The 22,760-nt window shown below is 52.6% G+C and carries 19 protein-coding genes; 8 read left to right on the top strand and 11 right to left on the bottom strand.

All coding sequences use genetic code 11. The features are described 5' to 3' along the window. Positions 1-2: 2 nt before the first annotated feature. The 9 genes from L1X57_RS08010 to L1X57_RS07970 all read right to left on the bottom strand — a co-directional run bounded on the left by L1X57_RS08010 (position 3) and on the right by L1X57_RS07970 (position 9,001). Positions 3-329: a DUF1244 domain-containing protein gene (locus tag L1X57_RS08010; RefSeq protein ID WP_009722865.1), complete on the bottom strand. Its 327-nt coding sequence runs from the start codon at positions 327-329 to the stop codon at positions 3-5. An 87-nt stretch (positions 330-416) separates the two neighbouring features. Next, positions 417-1,529, bottom strand: a complete 1,113-nt coding sequence (locus tag L1X57_RS08005; protein ID WP_009722866.1) for a formate dehydrogenase subunit gamma — start codon at positions 1,527-1,529, stop codon at positions 417-419. A gap of 11 nt (positions 1,530-1,540) precedes the next feature. Continuing rightward, positions 1,541-2,155 carry a formate dehydrogenase FDH3 subunit beta gene (fdh3B, locus tag L1X57_RS08000; protein WP_009722867.1) on the bottom strand — a complete coding sequence of 205 codons (615 nt, stop codon included), beginning with the start codon at positions 2,153-2,155 and terminating at the stop codon, positions 1,541-1,543. A gap of 73 nt (positions 2,156-2,228) precedes the next feature. Continuing rightward, complete coding sequence (locus L1X57_RS07995) at positions 2,229-5,081, bottom strand: molybdopterin-dependent oxidoreductase (RefSeq protein ID WP_009722868.1); 2,853 nt, start codon at positions 5,079-5,081, stop codon at positions 2,229-2,231. A gap of 24 nt (positions 5,082-5,105) precedes the next feature. Further along, positions 5,106-5,309: a twin-arginine translocation signal domain-containing protein gene (locus tag L1X57_RS07990; RefSeq protein ID WP_009722869.1), complete on the bottom strand. Its 204-nt coding sequence runs from the start codon at positions 5,307-5,309 to the stop codon at positions 5,106-5,108. A gap of 79 nt (positions 5,310-5,388) precedes the next feature. Then, entirely contained in the window at positions 5,389-6,042 is a 654-nt protein-coding gene (locus L1X57_RS07985) for a TorD/DmsD family molecular chaperone (protein ID WP_009722870.1), read from the bottom strand. A gap of 4 nt (positions 6,043-6,046) precedes the next feature. Further along, a complete protein-coding gene (locus L1X57_RS07980; protein ID WP_009722871.1) occupies positions 6,047-7,765 on the bottom strand; it encodes a 4Fe-4S binding protein in 1,719 nt (572 codons plus the stop codon). A gap of 187 nt (positions 7,766-7,952) precedes the next feature. Next, on the bottom strand, positions 7,953-8,564 hold the full coding sequence (locus tag L1X57_RS07975) for a DUF3306 domain-containing protein (RefSeq protein ID WP_009722872.1): 612 nt from the start codon (positions 8,562-8,564) through the stop codon (positions 7,953-7,955). After that, positions 8,561-9,001, bottom strand: a complete 441-nt coding sequence (locus L1X57_RS07970) for a DUF3305 domain-containing protein (RefSeq protein ID WP_009722873.1) — start codon at positions 8,999-9,001, stop codon at positions 8,561-8,563. Before L1X57_RS07970 ends, L1X57_RS07975 begins: the two co-directional genes overlap by 4 nt. Before the next feature lie 146 nt (positions 9,002-9,147). On the opposite strand from L1X57_RS07970, the gene L1X57_RS07965 reads away from it, so the two are divergent. The 5 genes from L1X57_RS07965 to L1X57_RS07945 are packed head-to-tail and all read left to right on the top strand — an operon-like array spanning position 9,148 to position 13,914. Beyond that, complete coding sequence (locus L1X57_RS07965; protein ID WP_009722874.1) at positions 9,148-10,005, top strand: formate dehydrogenase accessory sulfurtransferase FdhD; 858 nt, start codon at positions 9,148-9,150, stop codon at positions 10,003-10,005. Beyond that, entirely contained in the window at positions 10,002-10,637 is a 636-nt protein-coding gene (gene mobA / locus L1X57_RS07960; protein WP_009722875.1) for a molybdenum cofactor guanylyltransferase MobA, read from the top strand. The genes L1X57_RS07965 and mobA overlap by 4 nt, the downstream gene beginning before the upstream one ends. Next, a complete protein-coding gene (gene moeA / locus L1X57_RS07955) occupies positions 10,634-11,887 on the top strand; it encodes a molybdopterin molybdotransferase MoeA (protein ID WP_009722876.1) in 1,254 nt (417 codons plus the stop codon). The genes mobA and moeA overlap by 4 nt, the downstream gene beginning before the upstream one ends. Beyond that, positions 11,884-12,891, top strand: coding sequence for a GTP 3',8-cyclase MoaA (gene moaA, locus L1X57_RS07950; RefSeq protein WP_009722877.1), 1,008 nt, complete (start codon positions 11,884-11,886; stop codon positions 12,889-12,891). Before moeA ends, moaA begins: the two co-directional genes overlap by 4 nt. 3 nt (positions 12,892-12,894) lie before the next feature. Beyond that, positions 12,895-13,914, top strand: coding sequence for a CobW family GTP-binding protein (locus L1X57_RS07945; protein WP_009722878.1), 1,020 nt, complete (start codon positions 12,895-12,897; stop codon positions 13,912-13,914). Positions 13,915-13,927: 13 nt separating this feature from the next. On the opposite strand, the gene L1X57_RS07940 is transcribed toward L1X57_RS07945, so the two are convergent. Continuing rightward, positions 13,928-17,038 (bottom strand): bifunctional diguanylate cyclase/phosphodiesterase, encoded by a 3,111-nt coding sequence (locus L1X57_RS07940; RefSeq protein ID WP_009722879.1) that lies wholly within the window; start codon positions 17,036-17,038, stop codon positions 13,928-13,930. 185 nt (positions 17,039-17,223) lie between these two features. Here L1X57_RS07940 and L1X57_RS07935 point away from each other — a divergent pair, with 185 nt between their 5' ends. Continuing rightward, complete coding sequence (locus L1X57_RS07935; protein WP_009722880.1) at positions 17,224-18,129, top strand: LysR family transcriptional regulator; 906 nt, start codon at positions 17,224-17,226, stop codon at positions 18,127-18,129. Between the two features lie 85 nt (positions 18,130-18,214). On the opposite strand, the gene L1X57_RS07930 is transcribed toward L1X57_RS07935, so the two are convergent. Next, a complete protein-coding gene (locus L1X57_RS07930; RefSeq protein WP_009722881.1) occupies positions 18,215-19,732 on the bottom strand; it encodes an NCS1 family nucleobase:cation symporter-1 in 1,518 nt (505 codons plus the stop codon). 659 nt (positions 19,733-20,391) lie between these two features. On the opposite strand from L1X57_RS07930, the gene L1X57_RS07925 reads away from it, so the two are divergent. Together L1X57_RS07925 and hydA are read left to right on the top strand one after the other, a co-directional pair. Further along, positions 20,392-21,258 carry a nitrilase-related carbon-nitrogen hydrolase gene (locus L1X57_RS07925; RefSeq protein ID WP_009722882.1) on the top strand — a complete coding sequence of 289 codons (867 nt, stop codon included), beginning with the start codon at positions 20,392-20,394 and terminating at the stop codon, positions 21,256-21,258. Positions 21,259-21,289: 31 nt separating this feature from the next. After that, a complete protein-coding gene (gene hydA, locus L1X57_RS07920) occupies positions 21,290-22,729 on the top strand; it encodes a dihydropyrimidinase (protein WP_009722883.1) in 1,440 nt (479 codons plus the stop codon). The last annotated feature ends 31 nt before the right edge of the window (positions 22,730-22,760 follow it).

Genomic DNA, 22,760 nt, shown 5'->3' with positions numbered 1-22,760 from the left:
CCCTATTTTGCTGCATTCTTTTTAGCATGGTGCGCTTCCCAGGCAGCCTTCTGCTCGGCAGTCGCAGGCGGCTGATAGAGCTCCTTCCATTCACTATAGGGCATGCCGTAGACATACTCTCGGGCTTCTTCGTAGCTAAGAGTTTCATTCCGCGATTCAGCGGCCGACACCAACCATTTCGATAAACAGTTGCGGCAAAAATCCGCCAAAATCATCAGATCGATGTTCTGCACATCCTTATTGTCGTCTAAATGTTGTAACAAACGCCGAAACGCAGCGGCTTCTAGCTCCGTACGCGTGGTTTGGTCTAATTCATTAAACGATGACATTGGCGATCCTCTTATCACGTGGCTTTAGCGCAGCATAACAAAAGACACCGCCCGAAGGCGGTGTCGAGTGGCAATTAAACGAGTGGGCTAGCTAGGTTTGGTGGCAGAAACATCGCCACTACTACTGCCCGTTTTTTGTGCCGCGATTTCCTCTTCGCTCATGGCTGTATCCTTGACCTCCTCGTACCACAAATTGTGGTGCTCTTTGGCCCAGGTTTCATCGACATAGCCAGTGGTCATACCTTCCAATGAGCCTTCCGTGCCGACAGTCCCAATATAGATATGGCCCAGCGCGACAGCCGTCAAACCAAGCGCGCCCACCGCATGGATGATGTTTGCCCACTGCATGGTATCGCGGCCTTGGCCATAGTTAGGGAAGTCGAGTACAAAGCCGCTCGCCACCACCACCAACCCGGCGGTTGCCAACAGCCAGTACCACGCTTTCTCGCCACCGTTGGCAAAGCCAGCGTCAGGATGATGCTTACCCGTTAACCCACCGGCCTTTTTAAACCACACCCAGTCATGTTTCTTAGGAATGTTGTCTTTCAGCAAGCTGATTAACAGCACAACGAGTAACACACCAAATATCGGGCCGAGATAGTTATGCAGCACTTTGGAAGCTGAAATCATCCACGCCCAGACGGCGTCGCCAAACAGCGAGCGGAAGACGAACTTACCAAACAGTAGGTTCAGCCCTGTTAACGCCAAGGTGATAAACAGGGTGGCAACTGTCCAGTGAAGCGAACGCATTAGCAGCGACCAGCGAAAGAGCTTTCGACCTGTGCGCGGCTCATCAAGATGTTTGCGCCCAACCATAAAGTAGAACAGCGCAATCACCACGATCATCCCGCCAATCGCAATCAAACCAAACGGCGACACCCAACGGTTACGGATCTGCCGCCAGGTTTCGCCACTTGAATTGATCAGATTGTAGTTACTATCAAAGCGCGAGTCGCGGTAGTTAGGCCCCGTTTCTCCACTGCGCACCTGACGCCACTGGTCCGCACTGATACCAGGAGCAGCAGTCACCATTTCACGGTCGGTATCAGCTTGAGCAACCGCTAGTTGGGAAATGCCAAGACTTGCAACCACCAGCAGTAACAGGATCCCGACACGCCAACAGCGCTGGAAAAACGCCCCCAACCAAGGTGCCTGTGCAGGCACCCGAGAGGTCGTTGTTGTTATGGTCATTGATGTCATGACACACCTCCTTACCCTTTACGGGCAGCATCATAGGCAAGGTTGTCAGTACTGGCCTGGGGGTTATTCGACCAAGCACCATCTTTATGGCCTCGATGGACGACACGCTGACGGAAAATATCGGCAACATCCTGCGCATCACCTGCTAGAAGGGCTTTGGTAGAGCACATTTCCGCACATAGCGGCAACTTGCCTTCCGCGATGCGATTAGAGCCGTACTTCTCGTACTCCTCCTCTTTGCTCTCTGCTGGGCCGCCTGCACAAAAAGTGCACTTGTCCATCTTGCCGCGCTCGCCAAATGCATTCTGTTGTGGGAACTGCGGTGCGCCGAAGGGGCACGCATAAAGGCAGTAGCCGCAGCCAATGCACAGGTCTTTATCGTGTAGCACGATGCCATCATCGGTTTTATAGAAGCAGTCAGTCGGGCATACCGCCATGCATGGCGCATCGTCGCAGTGCATACAAGCCACTGAAATCGACATTTCATCCGCTTCGCCGTCGTTGAGTGTGACCACCCGACGGCGCTGGATACCCCACTCCACATCATTGGCATTTTTACAGGCGGTGACACAGCCGTTGCACTCGATGCAGCGCTCGGCGTCACACATAAATTTCATTTGAGCCATGGTGTTCTCCTCTCACCAGCGCGGGCATTCGCCCCCACTGGGTTCTGTCAGGTCGGTCGAGACGTTAATTGGCTTAAGCGCGCTCAATTCGGCAGATGGTGCACTTGGTTTCCTGCATCAGTGTCACCGGATCATAGCCATAGGTGGTGGCTGTGTTAGCCGCTTCGCCAATGATGTACGGGGCAGACCCGTCCGGATAACGGTCACGCAGGCTCTCGCCTTGGAACATGCCGCCAAAGTGGAACGGCATAAAGGCTACTTTGCGATCAACCCGAGGTGTGACTAGTGCTTTCACCTTCACTCGACCACCCTCAGCCCCTTCTACCCAGACGTCGTCACCATCGCGGACGCCAATATCGTTGGCATCCGCGGGGTTCATCTCGACAAACATTTCTTGCTGCAGCTCGGCCAGCCACGACATCGAGCGCGTTTCTTCACCGCCCCCTTCGTACTCGACCAATCGGCCCGACGTGAGAATAATCGGATAATCAGCGCTGTTATCGCGATCCTGAATGGTTTTATACAGCGTGGGCAGACGCATAATCGAGTCAAAGTCATCCCAGGTGGGGAAGCGTTCAACCAAATCACGACGCGTGGTGTATAGCGGCTCGCGGTGTTTCGGCACTGCATCTGGGAAGGTCCATACCACGGCGCGCGCTTTAGCGTTGCCATAAGGCGCACAACCACGACCAATCGCCACCCGCTGGATACCGCCAGAGAGGTCGGTTTTCCAGTTTTTACCTTCAGCAGCCATTTTCTCAACGTCGGTCAGGTCATCCCACCAACCAAGGTCTTTAAGCAGTTGGTCGGTAAACTCGGGGTAACCGTCATCAATCTCGCCGCCTACCGGTGCTGAGCCTTCAGCCAGCAAATTAACGCCGTCACGCTCAATACCAAAGCGGGCGCGGAAACCCATACCGCCTTCCATGACCGGCACGCTGGTGTCATACAGATTGGGCGAACCTGGGTGGTTAAACTCTGGTGTGCCCCAGCACGGCCATGGCAGGCCATAGTAGTCACCGTCGGCAGGACCACCTTGGGCGCGCAGGTTCTCGAAGCTAAAGGTATGCCAGTTCTTCTGGTGCGCTTTTAGACGTTCAGGGCTCTGGCCGGTGTAACCAACGGTCCACATACCACGGTTGATTTCGCGCAACACGTCTTCGATCAGAGGCTCGTTGCCGTTCATCTCAAAGTTCTTCACGAACTCGTTGCCAAAGCCAAGCTTGTTGGCAAACAGGTACATGATTTCGTGATCAGGCTTTGATTCAAACAGCGGTTCAATAACTTTGTCGCGCCACTGAATAGAGCGGTTGGTAGCAGTCACACTGCCTGTGGTTTCAAACTGGGTTGTCGCTGGCAGAAGGTAAACGCCGTCAGAGCGATCATGCATAACAGCAGCAACCGTGGGATAAGGGTCAACGATGACCATCATCTCAAGCTTCTGCATGGCCTGCTGCATTTCCACCCCGCGAGTTTGCGAGTTAACCGCGTGCCCCCAGTAGAACATCGCCTTTAGCGCAGTACGCTGGGAGATGTTTTCATCTTCTTCCAGTACACCGTCTACCCAGCGAGAGACTGTAATACCACTGGAATACATCGGTTTTCCATCGGCATATTCGGTATCGTCAAAGCGCTCTTTTAGCCACTCATAGTCGACATCCCATACCTGGGACCAATGCTGCCACGCACCTTCCGCCAAACCGTAATAGCCCGGCAGAGAGTCACAGCCAAGGCCAAGGTCGGTGGCACCCTGCACGTTATCGTGGCCACGCAAAATGTTGGCACCACCGCCGGATTTACCAATGTTGCCCAGCGCGAGCTCTAAAATGCAGTACGCGCGAGTGTTGTTGTTACCGGTGGTGTGCTGGGTACCCCCCATACACCACACCACGCAGCCCGGACGATTGTCAGCTAGGCGCTTGGCCACATCAAACATCTCGGCTTCCGGTACACCGGTAATGTCTTCCACGACACTCGGCGTGAATTGAGCAACCTCTGCTCGCACATCATCCATGCCGTAAACACGCTGGCTGATATACTCACTGTCTTCCCAGCCGTTTTCGAAGATGTGCCACAACAAGCCCCAAATATAGGCAACGTCCGAGCCAGGGCGGATACGTACGAACTTATTGGCTTTCGCTGCGGTACGCGTAAAGCGCGGATCTGCGACGATGATGTCGCAGTTATTACGCTCTTTAGCAATGAGAATATGCTGCATCGCTACCGGGTGAGCTTCACTCGGGTTGGAGCCGATGAACAGAATCGCCTTGCTGTTCTGCATATCATTGAGCGAGTTGGTCATCGCACCGTAACCCCAGGTGTTAGCAACACCTGCAACGGTGGTTGAGTGACAAATACGCGCTTGGTGATCCGTGTTATTGGTGCCCCACATGGAGGCCAGCTTGCGCATCAAGTACGCCTGCTCGTTATTAAACTTGGCCGAGCCAAGCCAGTAGACGCTGTCTGGGCCGTAGGCATCACGCAGTTCAAGCAGCTTGTCACCAATTTCATTCACCGCGTCGTCCCAGCTCAGCCGTTGCCATTCACCAGCCACTAGCTTCATCGGGTATTTTAGGCGACGGGTGGAGTGACCGTGCTGGCGTAGTGAGGCCCCTTTGGCACAGTGAGCACCGCGGTTAATCGGGTGGTCAAAAGCAGGCTCCTGTTTTGTCCAGATACCTTCTTGAATTTCTGCATACACACCACAGCCTACCGAACAGTGGGAGCAAATGGTGCGTTTGGTCTCAACTGGGGAGTCTAATACGGGGGTTTTAGTCGCCGACTCGGCGCGCTGCATCATCGGCGCGCCCATAAAGCCTGCAGCCGCCACACCACCAGTGGCGACGCCACTACGCTTTAAAAATTGACGACGGGAGATTCCAAGCCCTGAAGCGTTGGGAGTATTGGTTTTGCGAGTTAGACGCATGGCAGTTCTCCTGGCATTTTGCCGTCAATCACGCAGCGACGCATAGTAAGCGCGAATATGGTCGGTTTCGTGGTAATTCGTTGTTGGTTTTTTAGGCTCAACCGACGTGGTGTTATCGGCTTGAGCTAGCGTGACGTGACCTACTGCGGCGGCCGCACCAGCGGCAGCGGTACCTAGACCAACGGTTTTCATAAACCGGCGGCGCTCAGGGTTGTGTGACGTGTGCATGGGTTTCTCCTCTATCATGCCCTTTTTCTTATGCATGGCCCGCAGGCCCTATTATTCGCTTACCACTGCGCACTGCCACTCACGGTGTGACGTCGCGCGCCGCGCCGGTTGCGTTTGTCGTTGGCTCCACAATACGCACCGATTGGTAGGCCGCTCTTTCGCTCAACGTTGCCTGCTCGCTTTCCATAAACGCACCGCCCAACTGGCCAAGCGATGCGTAAAAAACGGTGTCTACTTTGGTGAGATCGTCAAAACAGCGCTTTGACCAAGGAGCAATGTGTTGCTGGAAAAAGTAACTCTGCTCGCTGCTTTGTGCCGCAATAAGCATCGCCATGACCTCACACACAGCAGCCAAATGATCTTCTGGTTCGCGGGTATGCTCGCTTCGCTCAAACCCTAGTGCCCGAAGATCCTGACGCAGGGCAACTAATGCTGCCTCCATTAATTCCCCGTTGCGGTACCAAGACGCGTAAGGCACTACCTCGCCCTGAATGACGCCAACAAGAAGGCGAAAATGGGCACGCTGAAGGCTATCTAAACTGCTTTGGCTAGCGGCACTCGAGAGCGATGCCCAACACTCAGCCAGTCGGCTGCCGTCTTGTTCAATGTCTAGGCTGGCTAGCCACGTCAACAACTCACTGTCGGGTGCTTGCCTAAGCAGGCTGGCTAAAAGCTGATAAATATCGGCCCGCAGTGCGTCGGTATCGCTAAGTGTGGGCATTGCATCACTCATTGCTTTACACCTTTAGTTGCGCATCAGGGTCGCGGATCATGGTTTTCCAGACATCTTTGACACGACAGTCCTCGCACATTTCTAGCCGCGCTAGCGCATCACCCGCAAAATAGGGGTGGTCAGCTAGCTTCGCTTTGATCGTTGCTATCGTACTGGCGGTGGCAAACGGCTTACCGCAGCCAATGCACTCAAAGGCTGCCTCTTCGTGGCAGATATGCCGTGTGTCGCGATCAGGTGCAGCTAAAAAGCCAGGAAGCAACGTAATCGCGTTTTCAGGACACGCTTGTTCACATAGCCCGCACTGCACACAGTCCGCTTCAAGGAAGCTCAGTGCTGGCGTATCGCCTCCTGCTTTCAACGCCGGGGTCGGACAATTACTAACGCAGGCATGGCAAAGCGTGCAGGCTTCACGGTCTACTTGGATGCCACCATAAGCCGCCCCTTCAGGCATGGCATGTCGATCATTGCTAGGCGATCCCAGTGCCGTGAGTGTGGCTAGCACTTGATTAAAGCGGGCGCGCTTATGAGGTTCGGTAAACGTCAGCGCAGCGTCGGTTAACGGGGTAAGACTAGGAAGTGCATCGCGCTCTTCAATCTGCTCCGGCTGCAGCAGCTTAACCCGCGCGGTGTCGTGCCCCAGCGCTTCAAGCAGCCCGTGGGCTTGGGCGACTTGATGAGCGATGAACGCAGTTAAACGAGGCGGCATCTCAGCGTGTAACTGAATACGCACTTCAGCAGCCCCGTTCGCTAACGCAGTAAGCCACTGATCGTGACCAGCAGCCCCCAGCTCTTCAAGCGGGACATCAAGCAGATGGCCTGGCGTAACAGCATCAGCTTTGCGCTCAGCATCGAGGGAGTCATGGGTGATAAAGCGCATCACCGGCGCTTGGCCACCCGCCTCACGGTAAGCGGCAAGCCAAGTCGCTAAGGTATCTTGCTGACGACGAGTTTCCGGCAGGCGAAATTCAATCGCACCGGTTGGGCAAGCACTGGTACAACTGCCCACCCCTTGACAAAGGAATGGGTCAATCTCAATACGCGATTCAATGCGTCCCTGAATGCTGGAAATAGCATCTGCGGGGCAAACATCCAAACAGCGCGTACAGCCAACATTGCCACTCGCGGAATGTGCACAGAGATCACTATTAACCTGAAAATAACGTGGCTTATCGAACTCACCGACGAGTTCAACAACGCTTTCCAACACCTCGCGGCGCTGAGCCTCTTGGGCCAACCAGTCCAGGCGGACATAGCCTGGCGGTGGGATTTCCCATGACTGAGTTCCGTTCGGCACGCCTGCTGCCGTTAAGTCGAGCACCACGTCAAAAACATCACGCTCAATCAGTGCTTGGGCTAGGTTGAGCGTGGCATCATCCACGGGCACTACTTCGACCTGAAAGGCACCTAGATAGCCGGTGATGCGCAGCTGAGATTGCTGGGTATCGGTTAGCGTTTGGCAGATGAGTGGTTCGCTGGCGGCTGATAAATCGAGTGCAGTATCAGTTGTCAGCAGCGTCAACGATGCTAAGCCTTGGCCCTGTAACGCTCGGGCGGCTTGGCTAACGTCGTGTGCATTACCCATCAACAGCGCATGGCCACGACTGTGATAGGTCACGTTAGCAGGCGTTAAGTTAACCGGCCACGAGATACGCTGACGCACCGCTTCGCGGGCAGTGACATTGATCTGGTCATCTATCGATGCCAGTTGGATTCGTTGGTTCATGCATTCTCACGGTCAGAAAGTCGTTTTTCTTATAATTAAAAGTCATTGTTTTCTACTTTAAGAGTATATCTTAGCGCTTTCTCTACCTTGAGCGTATGGTGCCTACGCTTTTTTTGCCACTTTAAAGCGCATTAGCGTCTCAACGCTTCATCACTAAAACCAAATCAACCTGTTGTTTATAATAGAATTATTTCTTTTTTATACATTCGTCTACATCGTCATCAGATGAATCAGACTGGTCGTCTAGTGGCGCTTTTTGTACAACACTGCCATCGCTTGTACAGGTACTAACATCTTTCGATGGGGTAGAAATACTTTCATCCATGCTGCCCTCATCATCTGTTTCTGCTGGTCGTTCTAACGCCTCTTCTGCTTTATTTGCCCAGCGGCGCAGTTTGCCTGCCAGTTCAGTGGTCATAGGCTTTAGCTGCTGACGATAATCAGCATCGTAGTCATCCAAGCCATCGCGTACGTTGTAGTTACCGGTGGCCCATAGCCGTTTCAGGGCACGTCGGCGTAGTGCAGCGCTAACACCTGGCGCCATGAAAGCGCTGAAATCACTGCCTGCTGGTAGGTAGTCGGGGTCAGGTAAGGTGTGATCCAAACTACCAGGAAGGGGTGGCAGGTCCTCAACGGTAGCCTCTACATCCAACGACTCCTCATCACTGGCAGTAGCGCTCAACGCGCCGGCCTCTATCTCTGACTCTGCATTGCCGATGGGGGGGGTATCTAACCCTGCGTCTGCCTCATCGCTTTCAACGCCACGTTTTTTACGTGACCAGCGTTCAAGTCGGCTCACTGGGGCTGCTCCTTGGTCGGGGTTTCTTTAGCGCGACCAGCTCCCTTATGTTTCTTTTTACGCCTTTCTGGCGGTGCTTCACCATGGCGTGCCAAATAGCTTTCCAGCCATACTTGAATCGCCATTGGCATTGGCGCTTCAAGCACCTGCTGCTCACCATCAAGCCAGCCCGCCGCAACATCTTGGCTTGCGGTGATAGCGTCAGGCTTAGGTGCTTGGCCGGTAAAACCAGCGCGAACAAACAAACGGGGCGTTGCCGAGGTGAGGTTAAAGCGGTAGGCAGCACGCTCAGTCATATAAAGCTGAAGGCTAAGCACATAGTCACCCTGCTCACCTGGTGTAAGCTCAGCGATACGCCATTGCGTTAAGGTGAAGCCTCTCACCTGCTTGGGTTCTGCCACCAAGGTAATGCTCAAAGAGCGCAGATTATCACTCATACGGATAGACCACCTTAGACCTTGAACGGGTAGACAAGTAAGCCTTTTGAGCGCCATCATCGTCAACTCAGAGTGTTTTACTCAACTATTATAAGTTACATGTATGCGTTACATGGTTCTTCATTAGGTTCCAACGAGGATTGCGGATGCCCGCCCTTCAGCTAAGCCGAGCCCACTTACCGGCCACGACGACAATCGATGTGATGGATGCTTACGGTGACACTCGCCACCAGGCCATCGCCGCAGAGCGCGCGCTAACGGTTTATCTCAATAAGCGCGAAATTGTCACGCTAATGACGCTGGGCGACGACCCTGAAGCGCTTGTCGTGGGCTACCTACGTAACCAAGGATTACTGCGTCGTGCAGAAGACCTATTGGTGGTACAAGTGGACTGGGAGGTGGAAGCCGCCGCTGTTGTCACCGACTATTTACCCGACGATTTAGATAATAGACTGAGTACCCGCACCGTCACCACGGGTTGCGGTCAAGGCACCGTATTTGGCAAATTACTCGAACAAACATCGCTCTCTGAATTACCTGAGACACCGCTTGCCCAGTCGACGCTCTATCAGTTGCTAACCAATTTGAATACCTATAACGAAACCTACCGCAGCGCGGGAGCAGTGCACGGTTGTGCACTGTGCCATCAGAGCCGCGTGCTCGACTTTGTTGAAGATGTCGGACGTCACAATGCGGTGGATACATTGGCAGGCCACCAGTGGCTCAATCAGGCCGAGAGCAGCAGTGCTGATATTTTCTATACTACTGGCCGCCTGACCTCCGAAATGGTGTTGAAAGTGGCGCAAATGGGTATCAGCGTGCTGGTTTCACGTTCCGGGGTGACCCAAAAAGGCGTAGAGCTGGCAGAACGCTTCGGCGTGATGCTGATTGCTCGGGCGAAAGGCAAAAGCTTCCAGGCGATTAATACGGCTAACCGCCTAACGTTAGATGCCATTCCAGCCAAACCACCCAGCGCGCGTACGTCTAAGGAGGCCGGTATATGATCACACCTCAAACCCTCACTGGCATGATTCTCGCGGGTGGTGAAGGCCGCCGCATGGGAGGACGGGACAAAGGCCTTGAACCATTCGCTGGGCTACCACTGGTTGCCCATGTGGCTAAACGTCTTGATGGCCATGTGGCCGAACTATTGATCAACGCCAATCGCAACACTGATGCCTATGCGATGTTTGCAACACGAGTTATTGAGGATGCTGAAGGCGGTTTTAAAGGCCCGCTGATGGGCATTTACAGTGGGCTACGCGCCGCTAAAACGCCCTGGCTACTGGTTGCTCCCTGCGATTCTCCTGCCCTCCCCAATGACCTAGTGGCGCGAATGGTAACGGGCATCACCACACAGAGTGGCGAGCACGATATCGCGGTTGCGTTTGACGGCGAGCGCTTGCACCCAGTCGTCGCGCTGCTGCGCACTTCGCTTGCCGACGACCTGGCGAACGCGTTGGCTGAGGGCGAGCGTAAAATCGACCGTTGGTACGCCCGCCATTCGTGGTGCAAAGTAGATATGTCGGATTGTCCGGAAACGTTTGCCAATCTCAATACCGAGGAAGAAAAATCCCGCTTGGAGCTAGCCCTAAGCGCTGTTTCTAAGGGCCCTACCTCGAAGGAAGCGACATGAGCCTGTCATGCTTCGAACTTGGTGAGCAAATGCTCAGCGTTGACGCCGCACGGGAAGCGCTGTTGACCTTGGTTGAGCAGCCCGTTGCGGTAGAATCCGCACCACTTAGCCAAGCCTATGGCAGACGGCTAGCCACTGATATCACCGCGCCAATTAACGTGCCACAGAACACCAATTCAGCCATGGATGGTATTGCCCTGGCGTGGCCGGATCAGCAACCTCATCAAACCAAATGGACGATTGTAGGCGAAGCCTTTGCCGGACAGGCGTTTGAGGGCGCCGTGCCTCTCGGCCAATGTGTGCGTATTACCACCGGTGCCCCCTTACCGTCGGGCACCGACACCGTCATCATGCGTGAGCAGCTTATCGAGCATGGCGGTAATGCCACCATCGATACCCCCGACCGAGTTAGCCATGGCCAGCATGTGCGCCAAGCGGGAGAAGATATTGCGATAGGCGAGGTAGCTCTGGTAGCCGGCACACGGCTAGATGCCGCCTGTTTGGGGTTAATAGCATCATTGGGCTATGGTGAGGTCTGCGTTTTCAAGCGCCCGAAGGTGGCTATTTTCTCCACTGGAAATGAGGTCACGCCTCCTGGCGAAGCGCTGCCCAGTGCGGGCGTTTACGATACCAACCGTTTTACATTGATGGGCTTGCTCAACGAACAGGGTGCCGAAGTGGCTGATTTAGGCATTTTGCCTGATGACCCCAGCATCATTCAAAACGCCCTAGCTAGCGCGGCTAGGCAGTGTGATTTAGTCATTACCAGTGGCGGCGTTTCTGTCGGCCACGCCGATTACACAAAGGAAGCGTTGGAAACATTAGGCCAATTAGCTTTTTGGCGTGTGGCTCTGCGCCCAGGACGCCCCATGGCCTGCGGCTGGCTGGGTGAATCGCGCAAACCATTTGTAGGCTTACCCGGCAACCCCGTCGCGGTCATGGTAACCTTTAGTCAATTCGTGGTGCCATTATTGGAACGTTTACAAAAACAACCCCCCGTTCCACCGAGGCGTTTAACAGCCATTACCCAAACGCCGCTAAAAAGTCGCCTAAAGCGCACCGATTTTATACGTGGCATTTATTCAAGCGATGCTCACGGCGTGTTACAGGTACGTAGCACTGGAGCGCAGGGGTCTGGGATTTTAACCTCGATGGTAGCTGCTAACTGTCTGATTGAACTAGGTGATGATCAAGCAGGCGCCCAGCCAGGCGACGCAGTCTGCATCCAACCACTGACGAGGTGGCAATGACCAAACAACCAATTGCTGAAAAACTCATTGATGATTTCGGCCGCCGTGTCAGTTATGTACGCATTTCCGTGACGGATCGCTGTGACTTTCGCTGCGTTTACTGCATGAGCGAAGAGATGACCTTCCTGCCAAGAGCTCAGGTGCTTACGCTGGAAGAACTTGCCATGGTGGCTCAGGCGTTTACCGAACTAGGCGTTGAGAAAATCCGCTTAACCGGTGGCGAACCGCTAGTGCGTAAAGGCATTGAGCAGCTCGTGGACGACATTGGCGCGCTGCCGGGGCTCAACGACTTCACCATGACCACGAACGGCGCGAGCCTACGTAAACACGCTGAACGACTCTATCAAGGGGGGCTGCGCAGGCTCAATATCAGTCTCGACTCCCTTGATCCCGAACGCTTCAAACAGCTGACTCGGACAGGTGAGTTAGCGAAAGTGATTGACGGCATTCACGCCGCTAAAGAAGCGGGCTTTAAACGCATCAAGCTTAACGCTGTGATTTTAAAGGGGCGCAATGATGATGAAGTGCTGGACCTCGTCGCTTTCGCTCGCGATGAAGGGCTGGATATCAGCTTTATCGAAGAGATGCCGCTGGGCGATGTGTCTGATCACTCCCGGGCCGAAACCTTTTACTCTAGTGACGACGTTCAAGCGCTGATCGAGACACGTTACCCACTCATGCCGTCAACGGAAACCACACCTGGGCCTTCGCGCTATTTTAAAATGGCTGACAGCGACAGTCGTGTCGGTTTTATTTCGCCCCACAGCCACAACTTTTGCGATAGCTGCAACCGCGTGCGGGTAACCGTTGAAGGCCGTCTGCTGCTCTGCTTGGGCAATGAACACTCCGTCGATTTACGTGCCGTATTACGTCGGCATCCCGGCAATATGCAGGCATTGAAAACGGCCATTATTAACGCCTTACCGCTCAAACCCGAGCGCCATCACTTCACTACCGACGGCGATGTCCAGGTGGTGCGTTTTATGAATATGACAGGGGGTTAAACGTTGTCAGCCACTCGCGTGCCTGTGCATATCATTACTGGCTTTCTCGGCAGCGGTAAAACCACGCTTATCCACAGCCTAATTGAGCAAAAGCCTGTGGATGAAAAATGGGCCATTTTAGTCAATGAGTTTGGCCAGATTGGCATTGACCAAGCGATGTTTGAACAGCGCAACGATGTCGTCGTCAAAGGGCTACCTGGTGGCTGTTTATGTTGCCAGCTGGCCTTTGTGCTACAGGCTGCGTTGGTCAACTTACTCGCCCGCAACAAGCCAGACCGCGTCATTATTGAACCATCAGGGCTAGGCCATCCCGCTGGCTTACTCGACTTGCTACGCGGCGAAGCCTTTCAAGATGTGGTGGCCGTGCACGATATTATTGCCACCCTAGATCCGCGCCGTCTAGATGAGCCCAGAGTCCGTAAACACGAGACCTTTCAAGACCAGTTGGCGATGGCCGATGCCATCGCCATCACTATGGGTGAGCAGGCAAGCGTCGAACAACACGAACAAGCACAGCAGTTTGTGACGAAGCTCTGGCCACCACGAAAGTGGGTTCACCGCATTGAACATGGCACGATGCCACTATCACTGCTGATGGACAGCGGCCAAACCAGCGCCCACGACGATGCGACCATTCCTGATACACATCGTCAAATAACAGCACCCCTCACGTTGGAAGGCGCTTTTTTTGATGTTGCTCCTCCGCTTGGCCAACCTCAACAAAAGACCGCCAGCTCCCTTGGATACACCAGCACAGGCCTTCGCTGGCACCCCAGTGAACGCTTTGATCTTGATTATTTGGCCGCCCACTTAGGTGAGCTTCCCTCATCTGCACGAGTAAAAGGCGTCTTTCATACCGAGCAGGGCTGGAAGCAGCTTAATCGAGCCGATGGAGCACTTAGTGTCGGAAGCAGCGCTTGGCGACAGGATTCGCGGCTTGAGGTGATTACCGCTGACAATGACGCCGATACCCACACGAATTTACTGACAGAACTGCAATCATCAGGAGCGCTGCTGGGCTAATGTTTTCCCAGAGCTAAGAGGGCTGAGCCAAGAACGCTTCCTCAATAGCGTCTACTGGCATAGGGCGACCAAATAAATAGCCTTGGAAAGCATGGCAGCCATGAGCCAACAACCATGCTTTTTGGTCCTCTGTTTCTACCCCTTCGGCAATAACATCAAGATTTAAGCTTTTCGCCAGAGCGATCGTACTTTCCACAATGGCCGCATTGGCACTGCTCTCTAACACTTGATGGACAAATGACTGGTCAATCTTTAGCTGATCAAGCGGCAACTGCGCAAGATACGCCAGCGATGAATAGCCGGTTCCAAAATCATCCAGAGAAAAACGTACACCTTGGGCTTTCAGGCTAAGCATTTTGTCACGAGCATCGTCTCGCGCTTCCACAAACAGCGACTCAGTAACTTCTAACTTGAGGCGTTCGAGCGGTGCTTTTGTACGAATAAAAATCTGCTGTAAGCGAGATAAAAAATCGCTATCGCGAAACTGCAGTGGGCTAATATTCACAGAAATCGTCAGTTCACGCAGATGTGGCATTGCGGCCCAACAGGCTAACTGGCGACACGCATCTTCAATGACCCACTCACCGACCTCATTAATTAGCCCGGTACTTTCTAATAACGGAATAAACTCCCCAGGTGAGACCATTCCACGCTCTGGATGCTGCCAGCGCAGCAGTGCCTCAACCCCCGTAAAGTGGCCGAAGCGATTAACCTGAGGCTGGTAATAGAGGCGCCAATGATGACTCTCCAATGCCTGACGCAAATCGGCTTCAAGCTTAACCCGTGCAAGCAGCGTTGCCTGCATCGAAGGATCAAAAAAGCGTATGGCACGACGCCCACTCGCTTTCGCTTGTAATAAAGCCATGTCGACCTGCTGAAGGTAGTCCTCGGCGCTTCGCTGACTATCGGATACGATAGTAATCCCAATGCATGCGGTCACCATGACGTGCTCTTCAGCAAAACTAATCGGCTCATCAAGCGCGACGAGAAGTTTCTGGGCAATATGTTCTGCTAAGCGCCGCGTCTGACGAGGACTTCCATCGACGCCCTCAACAAGCACTGCGAATTCGTCACTACCCAGGCGAGCCAATGTATCGGTATCGCGCAACATTTGGCCAAATCGCTGGGCAACCCGTTGCAGCAACTGATCGCCGGCGAGGTGCCCCAAGGTATCGTTAATATGGTTGAAACGGTCAATATCGACCACCAATAACGCCCCGCAGCGCTGGTGGCGGTTTAGCTCTTTTAAGGCGGCCTCCATCCTGTCCATAAACAGGCGCCGATTTGCAAAGCCCGTTAATGGATCGTAAAACGCTAGCTGATGGATCTCTTGCTCAGCGGCTTTGCGCTCACTGATATCACTCATAGTAGCAACGTAGTTAGTGAGCATGCCGTCAGCATCGTAGACAGCGCTGATTGTCAGCCACTCAGGGAACAGCTCACCGTTTTTACGCTGATTCCAGATTTCTCCTTCCCAACTTCCTGTGGTTATTACCCGTTTCCACAAACGGCGATAAAACGCTGCGTTATGGTGACCCGAGCTAAACATGCGAGGGTTCTTACCGATCACCTCGGCATCGCTATAGCCCGTTATGCGCTTAAACGTATCATTAACTTTTAAAATATTTCCCCGCGCATCCGCCACCATGATACCTAGGTGCGCCTGGAAAGCGGCCGCAGCAATCTGTAGTTCTACTTCTGCGCGCTTCGCTTCGGTAATATCACGATTCACCGATAACACTCCCTCAAATTGTCCGGCACTACTTATTAGCGGGCTTACGGTGGCATGAAAATGGTGTGGCTGTGCGTCAATGGTCAGTGGATATTCAAACCTTTCTACTTGATGAAACTGCTGCACTCTTTCAAAAACGGCGGCAAATGCGCGGGCTAAGGGAACAGGTAGGACATGTGAAAAGTGCTTTCCCAGCGCATCTTGGCTATTAATAAGTAACTGCTCAGGGGCAACTGCATGGATATAGCTAAAGCGCCCTTCCACATCAAATACAAAAATCAAATCCTGGATCGAGTGGACTAAGGCATCCATACGTGCCCCACGCGCTTGCGCTTCCGCCCGTGCTAGCTCTCGTTCTTTTATTCGCTCATGCAGCTGATAAGCTAACGTGAGACGGTTTAGGTAGTGGCGAACGCCCCAGGCCCCCAACAGCGTAATCAAACCAACGACCAACAATAATACCAGCAAGCGCTGACGCCATCCCGTCATCAGCGTGTGAAGGTCAACGCCCACCACAACAAACACCGGATATTCGCTAATCCGTTGCATGTGGAATAAGCGGTTACTCCCGTCAAGAGGTGAGATCGTGGTTAGCGTCCGAGAAAGGTTTTCGCTGTCTAACCACTGCTGCGTGTCAGGTGCATTAATTTGGCTACCAATGGTTACTCCTTCATGGGGAGGTGGGTGCCGAGCAACCACTTTTAGATGTTCATCTATCAGTGCCATGCTTTCACCTTCGTACACACGCATTTGCTTCAGCGCATCGTCCAGGATATGCGGCATGATGCGAGACATAATCACACCAGCGAAATCACCTCGGTCATTCACTAAACGCTGGCCATGATAAAGAAAGAAACGCTGCTTGCTCGCCGACCAAATAAGCGGCGTCATCATTTCGTCTTGGCCACCTTGCTTAAAGGTACGGAAAAAAGCGCTGTTGCCAAACTCCTCCCCAACATGACGATTATCGTCACTGCTTAAACGTAGACGCCCTTGGGCGTCCAACACTCCGACACTATCGATCAGCGGTACGTACTCAGTAAGATTGTCTAGCGCTCTCTGAACGGCACTCGCACGATCAGCCTCTAAGCTGTCTAGCCCTGAAGAGCCTGTTTGGTGAATATCTAGCAGCTCGGCCAGACTAAACAAGCCTTGGCTGCTTTGCCCGAACATGCCTTTTACCCATTCTGACACCACATTCGCACGGGCAATCACACGGGATTCAGCCGCATTGACTTCCTGGTGATACTGGCCTTTAAGCAACCAGCCAAACAGCGTAATCATCATACATAACGACAAAATATAGATCGTAATAACTCGCCGCTTTTGACGCCGAAAGTCAGGTAATACCTGACTTTTTTTAGTTACTCGATCACTGCGAGGTAGCAGCATTATACGTAGGCCTTATTCAGGTATCCCGCAGCACACCTGATACAGTATAAAAAGAACGTTGAAAGATACACCACAGCGGCTCCTCGTAAGCGGCTCTAGATAGTGGCTTGGCTTGTGTTTGATGTATATCAATTTTCAGCAAAAATGCTCATAAAAGTCGTTATTTTACTTAACAAGAGGCTGCCATGGCATCTTTAGGCCAAATGAGTGACTACGAAGTGCGCTTAGTGCGTATTTTTAAAACGGTGGTGGAATGTGGTGGTTTCACCGCCGCAGAAACCGCTCTAGGCATCAGTCGCTCAGCCATTAGCCAGCACATGAATGATTTAGAAGGCAGGCTAGGCTTTTCGCTATGCCAGCGTGGCCGAGGCGGGTTTAGTTTAACCGAAGAAGGCAAAGAGATTTACCAAGCGGGTTTAACGCTACTGACCGCGCTAGAAGCCTTTAAAAGCGATGTAAATGCACTGCATCATACCATCAAGGGCGAACTGAATATCGGCATCACCGATAACTTGGTCACCTTGCCCGCTATGCATGTTACCCATGCGCTCGCCGAGCTGACAGCGCCAAGCCATGAAGTCACCGTTAATATTCACATGGAGCCTTCGGATGCCGTTATTCGGAGCGTGATGGATGGACACTTGCATGTCGGTGTGGTGCCCGCGGTTAATTTACCTACCAGCTTAGAAACGCACTTATTGTACGATGAGCCTTCGTTTCTTTACTGTGCTGCCGGCCACCCCTTGTTTAGTGAAATCGATGAAGCGCTGACGGCTGAGCAGATAGCTGCTTACCCAGCGATAACACCTCGCTACCCACTCCCTAGCGATGCACGTAAAGCGCATGATGGGTTAAATCTACAAGCATCGGCTTCTGATCGGGAAGGTGCCGCGTTTTTGATTCTCACTGGACGCTTTATCGGCTTTCTTCCAGAACACGTAGCCGCTCAATGGGTTAACGCAGAAAAGATGCGCGTCATTCACCCGGCCACCCAGCGCTACCGGATTCCGTTTGTTCTAATCACTCGCCATGACCGCCGCCCCAACCGGGTGGTGGATGCATTTTTAGGATTTGTGAAAGGCACAAAATAAATCACCAGTTTATGCCAAGCAAAAAATATCAAAGCTCGGCACTTGGCCGAGCTTCGATCATTGGCGATGTTTATATGTAGTGAGTTTATGGCTGTTTTGCCGTCTCACTGGCCAAGTGAGGCGCGGGTCCTACCTGGGAAGACGATGTTAAAACGTGGCTTGCGACATAATAAACAATCGCACCGAGCGCGGACCCTGTAAACCAGCCATAGTCATAGAACCAGTTCATGGTGCCGGTTAGTAGCGATATTAGCGTAAGCGCCACCGGCACGCCGAACGCGATAAAGCCCGCTATATTCACCGCAGGATAAGCATGGTTATCCATATATAGACTAGGCACATCTAAACGCTGCTTTTTAATTAGAAAATAGTCCACAGCCATGATCCCTGCGATGGGGCCAAGCAGGCTGGAGTAACCTAGCAGCCAGTTTGAATACATCTGTTCAAGAGATACGCCTTGAGCGATGAGTCCCGCCTTTTGCAAAAGATCATAGCCCATCAGTAAAACACCCACGGCCCCTGTCATAAGGACGCCGCGGGTTTGGTTAATCAGCTTCGGGGCAATATTCTGGAAGTCATTCGTGGGAGAAACAATATTCGAGGCGGTATTAGTAGAAATCGTGGCAATAATGATTAGCAACATGGCAAGCACTACCCAGAAAGGGCTTTCGATATAGCCAATCAAACGCACCGGGTCAGCAACCGTTTGCCCCACCAGCGACTCTGACGCCGCGGTTAATACAACGCCCAACGCTGCAAAGAAGAACATTGTCAGCGGCAACCCAATCACTTGGCCAACAATTTGATCTTTTTGGCTTTTAGCGAACCGGCTGAAATCGGGAATGTTCAGCGACAACGTCGCCCAAAAACCCACCATAGCGGTTAAGCCCGCAAAGAAGTAGCCATATACCGAAGCTCCTTCTGGGCGCGAGGGCGGTTGCGCTAATAGCTCAGTCATCGACATGTGCGGCCACGCCCACGTCATTAACCCAATCCCCACGGCGAGCAACAATGGCGCCGCTAAGGTTTCCAGCCACTTAATCGACTCTGCCCCACGAATGACCACTAGGAGATTCGTTGCGCCGAATACAAAAAAGCCAATCACCTCACCTACTCCCCCCAGCGCAGCCCAAGCGGGAACCAGTTCGGATAACAGAAGATGAATAGCCAAGCCACCAAACATAGTTTGAATACCAAACCAGCCGCAGCCAACTAGAGCACGCACCAAGCAAGGCACGTTAGAACCTAAAATACCGAACGATGATCGCAGTACAACAGGAAAGGGAATCCCAAATTTAGTGCCTGGAAAGGCGTTTAGGGTGAGCGGGATCAATACGATCACGTTGGCTAACAAAATGGCAAAAAGCGCCTCACCAACACTAAGGCCAAAGTAGGCGGTTAACACCCCCCCCAGCGTGTAGGTAGGTACACAAATCGACATACCCACCCAAAGTGCAGCAATGTTCCATTTGCTCCAAGTTCGCTCAATCGCCTGAGTGGGTGCAATATCTTTATTAAAACGAGGGCTATCACCTACGTCTGTGCCTACGTCGAGTTCAATTAACCCCTCTCTGTCCACCATTCGGGATGTTGAGCCAGTCATATAGTCTCCTCAGCAGTGCTGTTGCCCATTATATTCACGATTCCAGTCTTCTAAGAGCAATAAGCGTGCCTAAACCAAAAGCACAAACACTAACCCATTGATCAAAAAGCTGACTTACTAGGCAGACATACACTTACTTTTAGCGTGATTGTTGTTATTCGCCTTGTAGCTCTTCAAAGCCATTAATAAGCGTAGCTATTTAAAGAAAATACGCACCAAAAAGATGCGAAAAAAAGTTTTATATTCAAATTAAACTAATACAACGCTATGTTTTAAAAGAAAAAATTAAAAATCACTAACATCGTGCAGTACTTCACCAACTTAGCAAAAACAGCACTATAAGAAATAAAAATACTAAAAAATCAAAGAGTTAAGCCAACAAAATAAAATTATCAAAAAACGCTTGAAACAACACCTAATAACGGACTATGTTCAAAAAGCTGTCAAACATGACAACTTTACAAACAACAATAAGACGCTCGCTTAACCTCGCTTGCATCACTCTATTATCAATGCAAGTTTCACAAGCAAGGCTAAGCGAAAAAGGCACGGTAAGACGCCGCTGCACGCCACGTGACCACAAACTTGTTACTTGACCAGTAACGTACCGACATGCGTCCGCATGCGGTTGGCACGTATGACTTGAGAGGGCATGTTCCATGCAGAAAATGAAAATCGGCTTAATTCAAATGGGCCTCAAAACCAGTACCGACTTAGACCCTGCGGCGATCCGCGACGCGATGAATGAAGCACACCTGCCAATGATTCAGCAGGCCGCCGAACAGGGTGTGCAAGTACTGTGTTTTCAAGAAGTATTTAACCAGCCGTACTTCTGTCCAAGCCAAGATGGAAAATGGTATGCCGCCGCAGAGCGTGTTCCAGAAGGCCCGACGTGTCAGATGATGCAAAAACTGGCTGCCGAACACCACATGGTAATCATCGTGCCCGTCTACGAAGAAACAGAGACCGGCGTTTACTACAACACCGCCGCCGTGTTTGATGCCGATGGCAGCTACCTCGGCAAATATCATAAAACTCATATTCCTCAAGTTGCTGGTTTTTGGGAGAAGTTCTTCTTCAAACCAGGAAAATCAAACTGGCCGGTCTTCGACACTGCCTACGGCAAAATTGGTGTGTATATCTGCTATGACCGCCATTTCCCTGAAGGTTGGCGTGCGCTGGCGCTCAATGGTGCTGAGGTGATCTTCAACCCCTCCGCTACCGTGGCAGGACTCTCCCAATACTTATGGGAGCTTGAGCAACCTGCTTCCGCCGCGGCTAACGGTTGCTTCATTGCCGCTATCAACCGCGTGGGCACTGAAGCGCCCTGGAATATCGGTGACTTCTACGGCTCCAGCTACATCGTTAACCCACGCGGCAAAATCGAAGCCCAGGCCAGCGAAACTGAAGACGAGCTACTGGTGCATGAAATTGATTTAGATATGGTGCGCGAGGTACGCAATAACTGGCAGTTCTTCCGTGATCGTCGCCCAGATGCCTACACCCGCCTCACTGATGGTGAGTAGCCCTGTTGATGAATCACACGAGGATTTCATAATGAGTTTATTGATCAAAGGCGGCACCGTCGTTACCCATGCCGACACTTACCGCGCTGACGTACTGTGCATCGACGGAAAAATACACGCCATCGGCACCAACTTGGACCTCCCCGACAACTGCGAAATCGTTGATGCCAGCAACCAGTTAGTAATGCCCGGCGGTATTGATCCTCATACCCATATGCAAATGCCGTTTATGGGCGCGGTGGCTAGCGAAGATTTTTACACCGGCACCGCCGCCGCTATGGCGGGTGGTACCACGACGATTATCGACTTTGTCATTCCAAGCCCAGGCCAATCACTTTTAGAAGCCTTTGAGACGTGGCAAGGGTGGGCGGAAAAAGCCGCCACTGATTTCGCTTTCCACGTGGCAATCACCTGGTGGGATGAAAGCGTCAAAGAGGAAATGGGTACCCTGGTGCGCGAACATGGGGTGAATAGCTTCAAGCACTTTATGGCCTACAAGGGCGCGATTATGGCCACTGATGACATATTGGTGGAAAGCTTTTCACGCTGCCTTGAACTGGGCGCAGTGCCTACGGTACACGCCGAAAACGGCGAACTGGTTTACCACATGCAGCAGAAATTACTGGCCCAGGGCATTACCGGGCCGGAAGCTCACCCACTTTCCCGCCCGCCACAGGTAGAAGGTGAAGCCGCCAGCCGAGCGATTCGAATTGCCAGCACGCTAGGGGCGCCGGTCTATCTGGTACATGTATCCACCAAAGACGCCGTCGATGAAATTGCCTATGCCCGCCAGCAAGGCCACCCAGTATTCGGCGAGTGCCTGGCAGGACACTTACTCATTGATGACAGCGTTTACCAACATCCCGACTGGGCAACCGCCGCCGCCCACGTAATGAGCCCACCGTTCCGCCCCAAAGGGCATCAAGAAGCGCTGTGGCATGGCCTGCAATCTGGCAATTTGCAAACCACTGCCACTGACCACTGCTGCTTCTGTGAAGATCAAAAAGCCGCAGGCAAAGATGACTTTACCAAGATTCCTAACGGCACTGCCGGGGTAGAAGATCGCCTTGCAGTGCTATGGGATGAAGGCGTTAACAGCGGCAAACTCTCGCCTCAGGAGTTTGTCGCCGTGACCTCCACCAATACCGCCAAAATTTTCAATCTTTATCCTCGTAAAGGTGCCATCCAAGTGGGCGCCGATGCCGATATTGTGGTTTGGGATCCCAATGGCACACGTACGATCTCCGCCAAAACTCACCATCAAAATGTCGACTTCAACATCTTTGAGGGCAAAACGGTGCGCGGCATTGCCCGTCACACGATTAGCCAAGGTAAATGGGTATGGCGAGACGGTGAACTGCACGCCGAGCGTGGTGCTGGGCGCTACTTAAAACGCCCCGCTTACCCAGGTGTTTTCGAGCTACTGGCTAAGCGTGCTGAATTAAATGCCCCGGTAGCCGTAAAGCGCTGAACAACTCCTCAAGAAAAGAAAAAAGCCAATA

It is taken from the genome of Halomonas sp. TD01 (genome assembly GCF_923868895.1).
Classification (GTDB): domain Bacteria; phylum Pseudomonadota; class Gammaproteobacteria; order Pseudomonadales; family Halomonadaceae; genus Vreelandella.
This window is presented reverse-complemented; position numbering and strand designations above follow the sequence as displayed.

Coding starts and splice junctions, on each gene's coding strand:
- L1X57_RS07980 (WP_009722871.1), bottom strand. CDS start 7,765: ATGAACCAACGAATCCAACTGGCATCGATAGATGACCAGATCAATGTC.
- L1X57_RS07995 (WP_009722868.1), bottom strand. CDS start 5,081: ATGCGTCTAACTCGCAAAACCAATACTCCCAACGCTTCAGGGCTTGGA.
- fdh3B (WP_009722867.1), bottom strand. CDS start 2,155: ATGGCTCAAATGAAATTTATGTGTGACGCCGAGCGCTGCATCGAGTGC.
- L1X57_RS07965 (WP_009722874.1), top strand. CDS start 9,148: ATGCCCGCCCTTCAGCTAAGCCGAGCCCACTTACCGGCCACGACGACA.
- hydA (WP_009722883.1), top strand. CDS start 21,290: ATGAGTTTATTGATCAAAGGCGGCACCGTCGTTACCCATGCCGACACT.
- L1X57_RS08005 (WP_009722866.1), bottom strand. CDS start 1,529: ATGACATCAATGACCATAACAACAACGACCTCTCGGGTGCCTGCACAG.
- L1X57_RS08010 (WP_009722865.1), bottom strand. CDS start 329: ATGTCATCGTTTAATGAATTAGACCAAACCACGCGTACGGAGCTAGAA.
- L1X57_RS07925 (WP_009722882.1), top strand. CDS start 20,392: ATGCAGAAAATGAAAATCGGCTTAATTCAAATGGGCCTCAAAACCAGT.
- L1X57_RS07930 (WP_009722881.1), bottom strand. CDS start 19,732: ATGACTGGCTCAACATCCCGAATGGTGGACAGAGAGGGGTTAATTGAA.
- moeA (WP_009722876.1), top strand. CDS start 10,634: ATGAGCCTGTCATGCTTCGAACTTGGTGAGCAAATGCTCAGCGTTGAC.
- L1X57_RS07935 (WP_009722880.1), top strand. CDS start 17,224: ATGGCATCTTTAGGCCAAATGAGTGACTACGAAGTGCGCTTAGTGCGT.
- L1X57_RS07990 (WP_009722869.1), bottom strand. CDS start 5,309: ATGCACACGTCACACAACCCTGAGCGCCGCCGGTTTATGAAAACCGTT.
- L1X57_RS07985 (WP_009722870.1), bottom strand. CDS start 6,042: ATGAGTGATGCAATGCCCACACTTAGCGATACCGACGCACTGCGGGCC.
- moaA (WP_009722877.1), top strand. CDS start 11,884: ATGACCAAACAACCAATTGCTGAAAAACTCATTGATGATTTCGGCCGC.
- L1X57_RS07970 (WP_009722873.1), bottom strand. CDS start 9,001: ATGAGTGATAATCTGCGCTCTTTGAGCATTACCTTGGTGGCAGAACCC.
- mobA (WP_009722875.1), top strand. CDS start 10,002: ATGATCACACCTCAAACCCTCACTGGCATGATTCTCGCGGGTGGTGAA.
- L1X57_RS07940 (WP_009722879.1), bottom strand. CDS start 17,038: ATGCTGCTACCTCGCAGTGATCGAGTAACTAAAAAAAGTCAGGTATTA.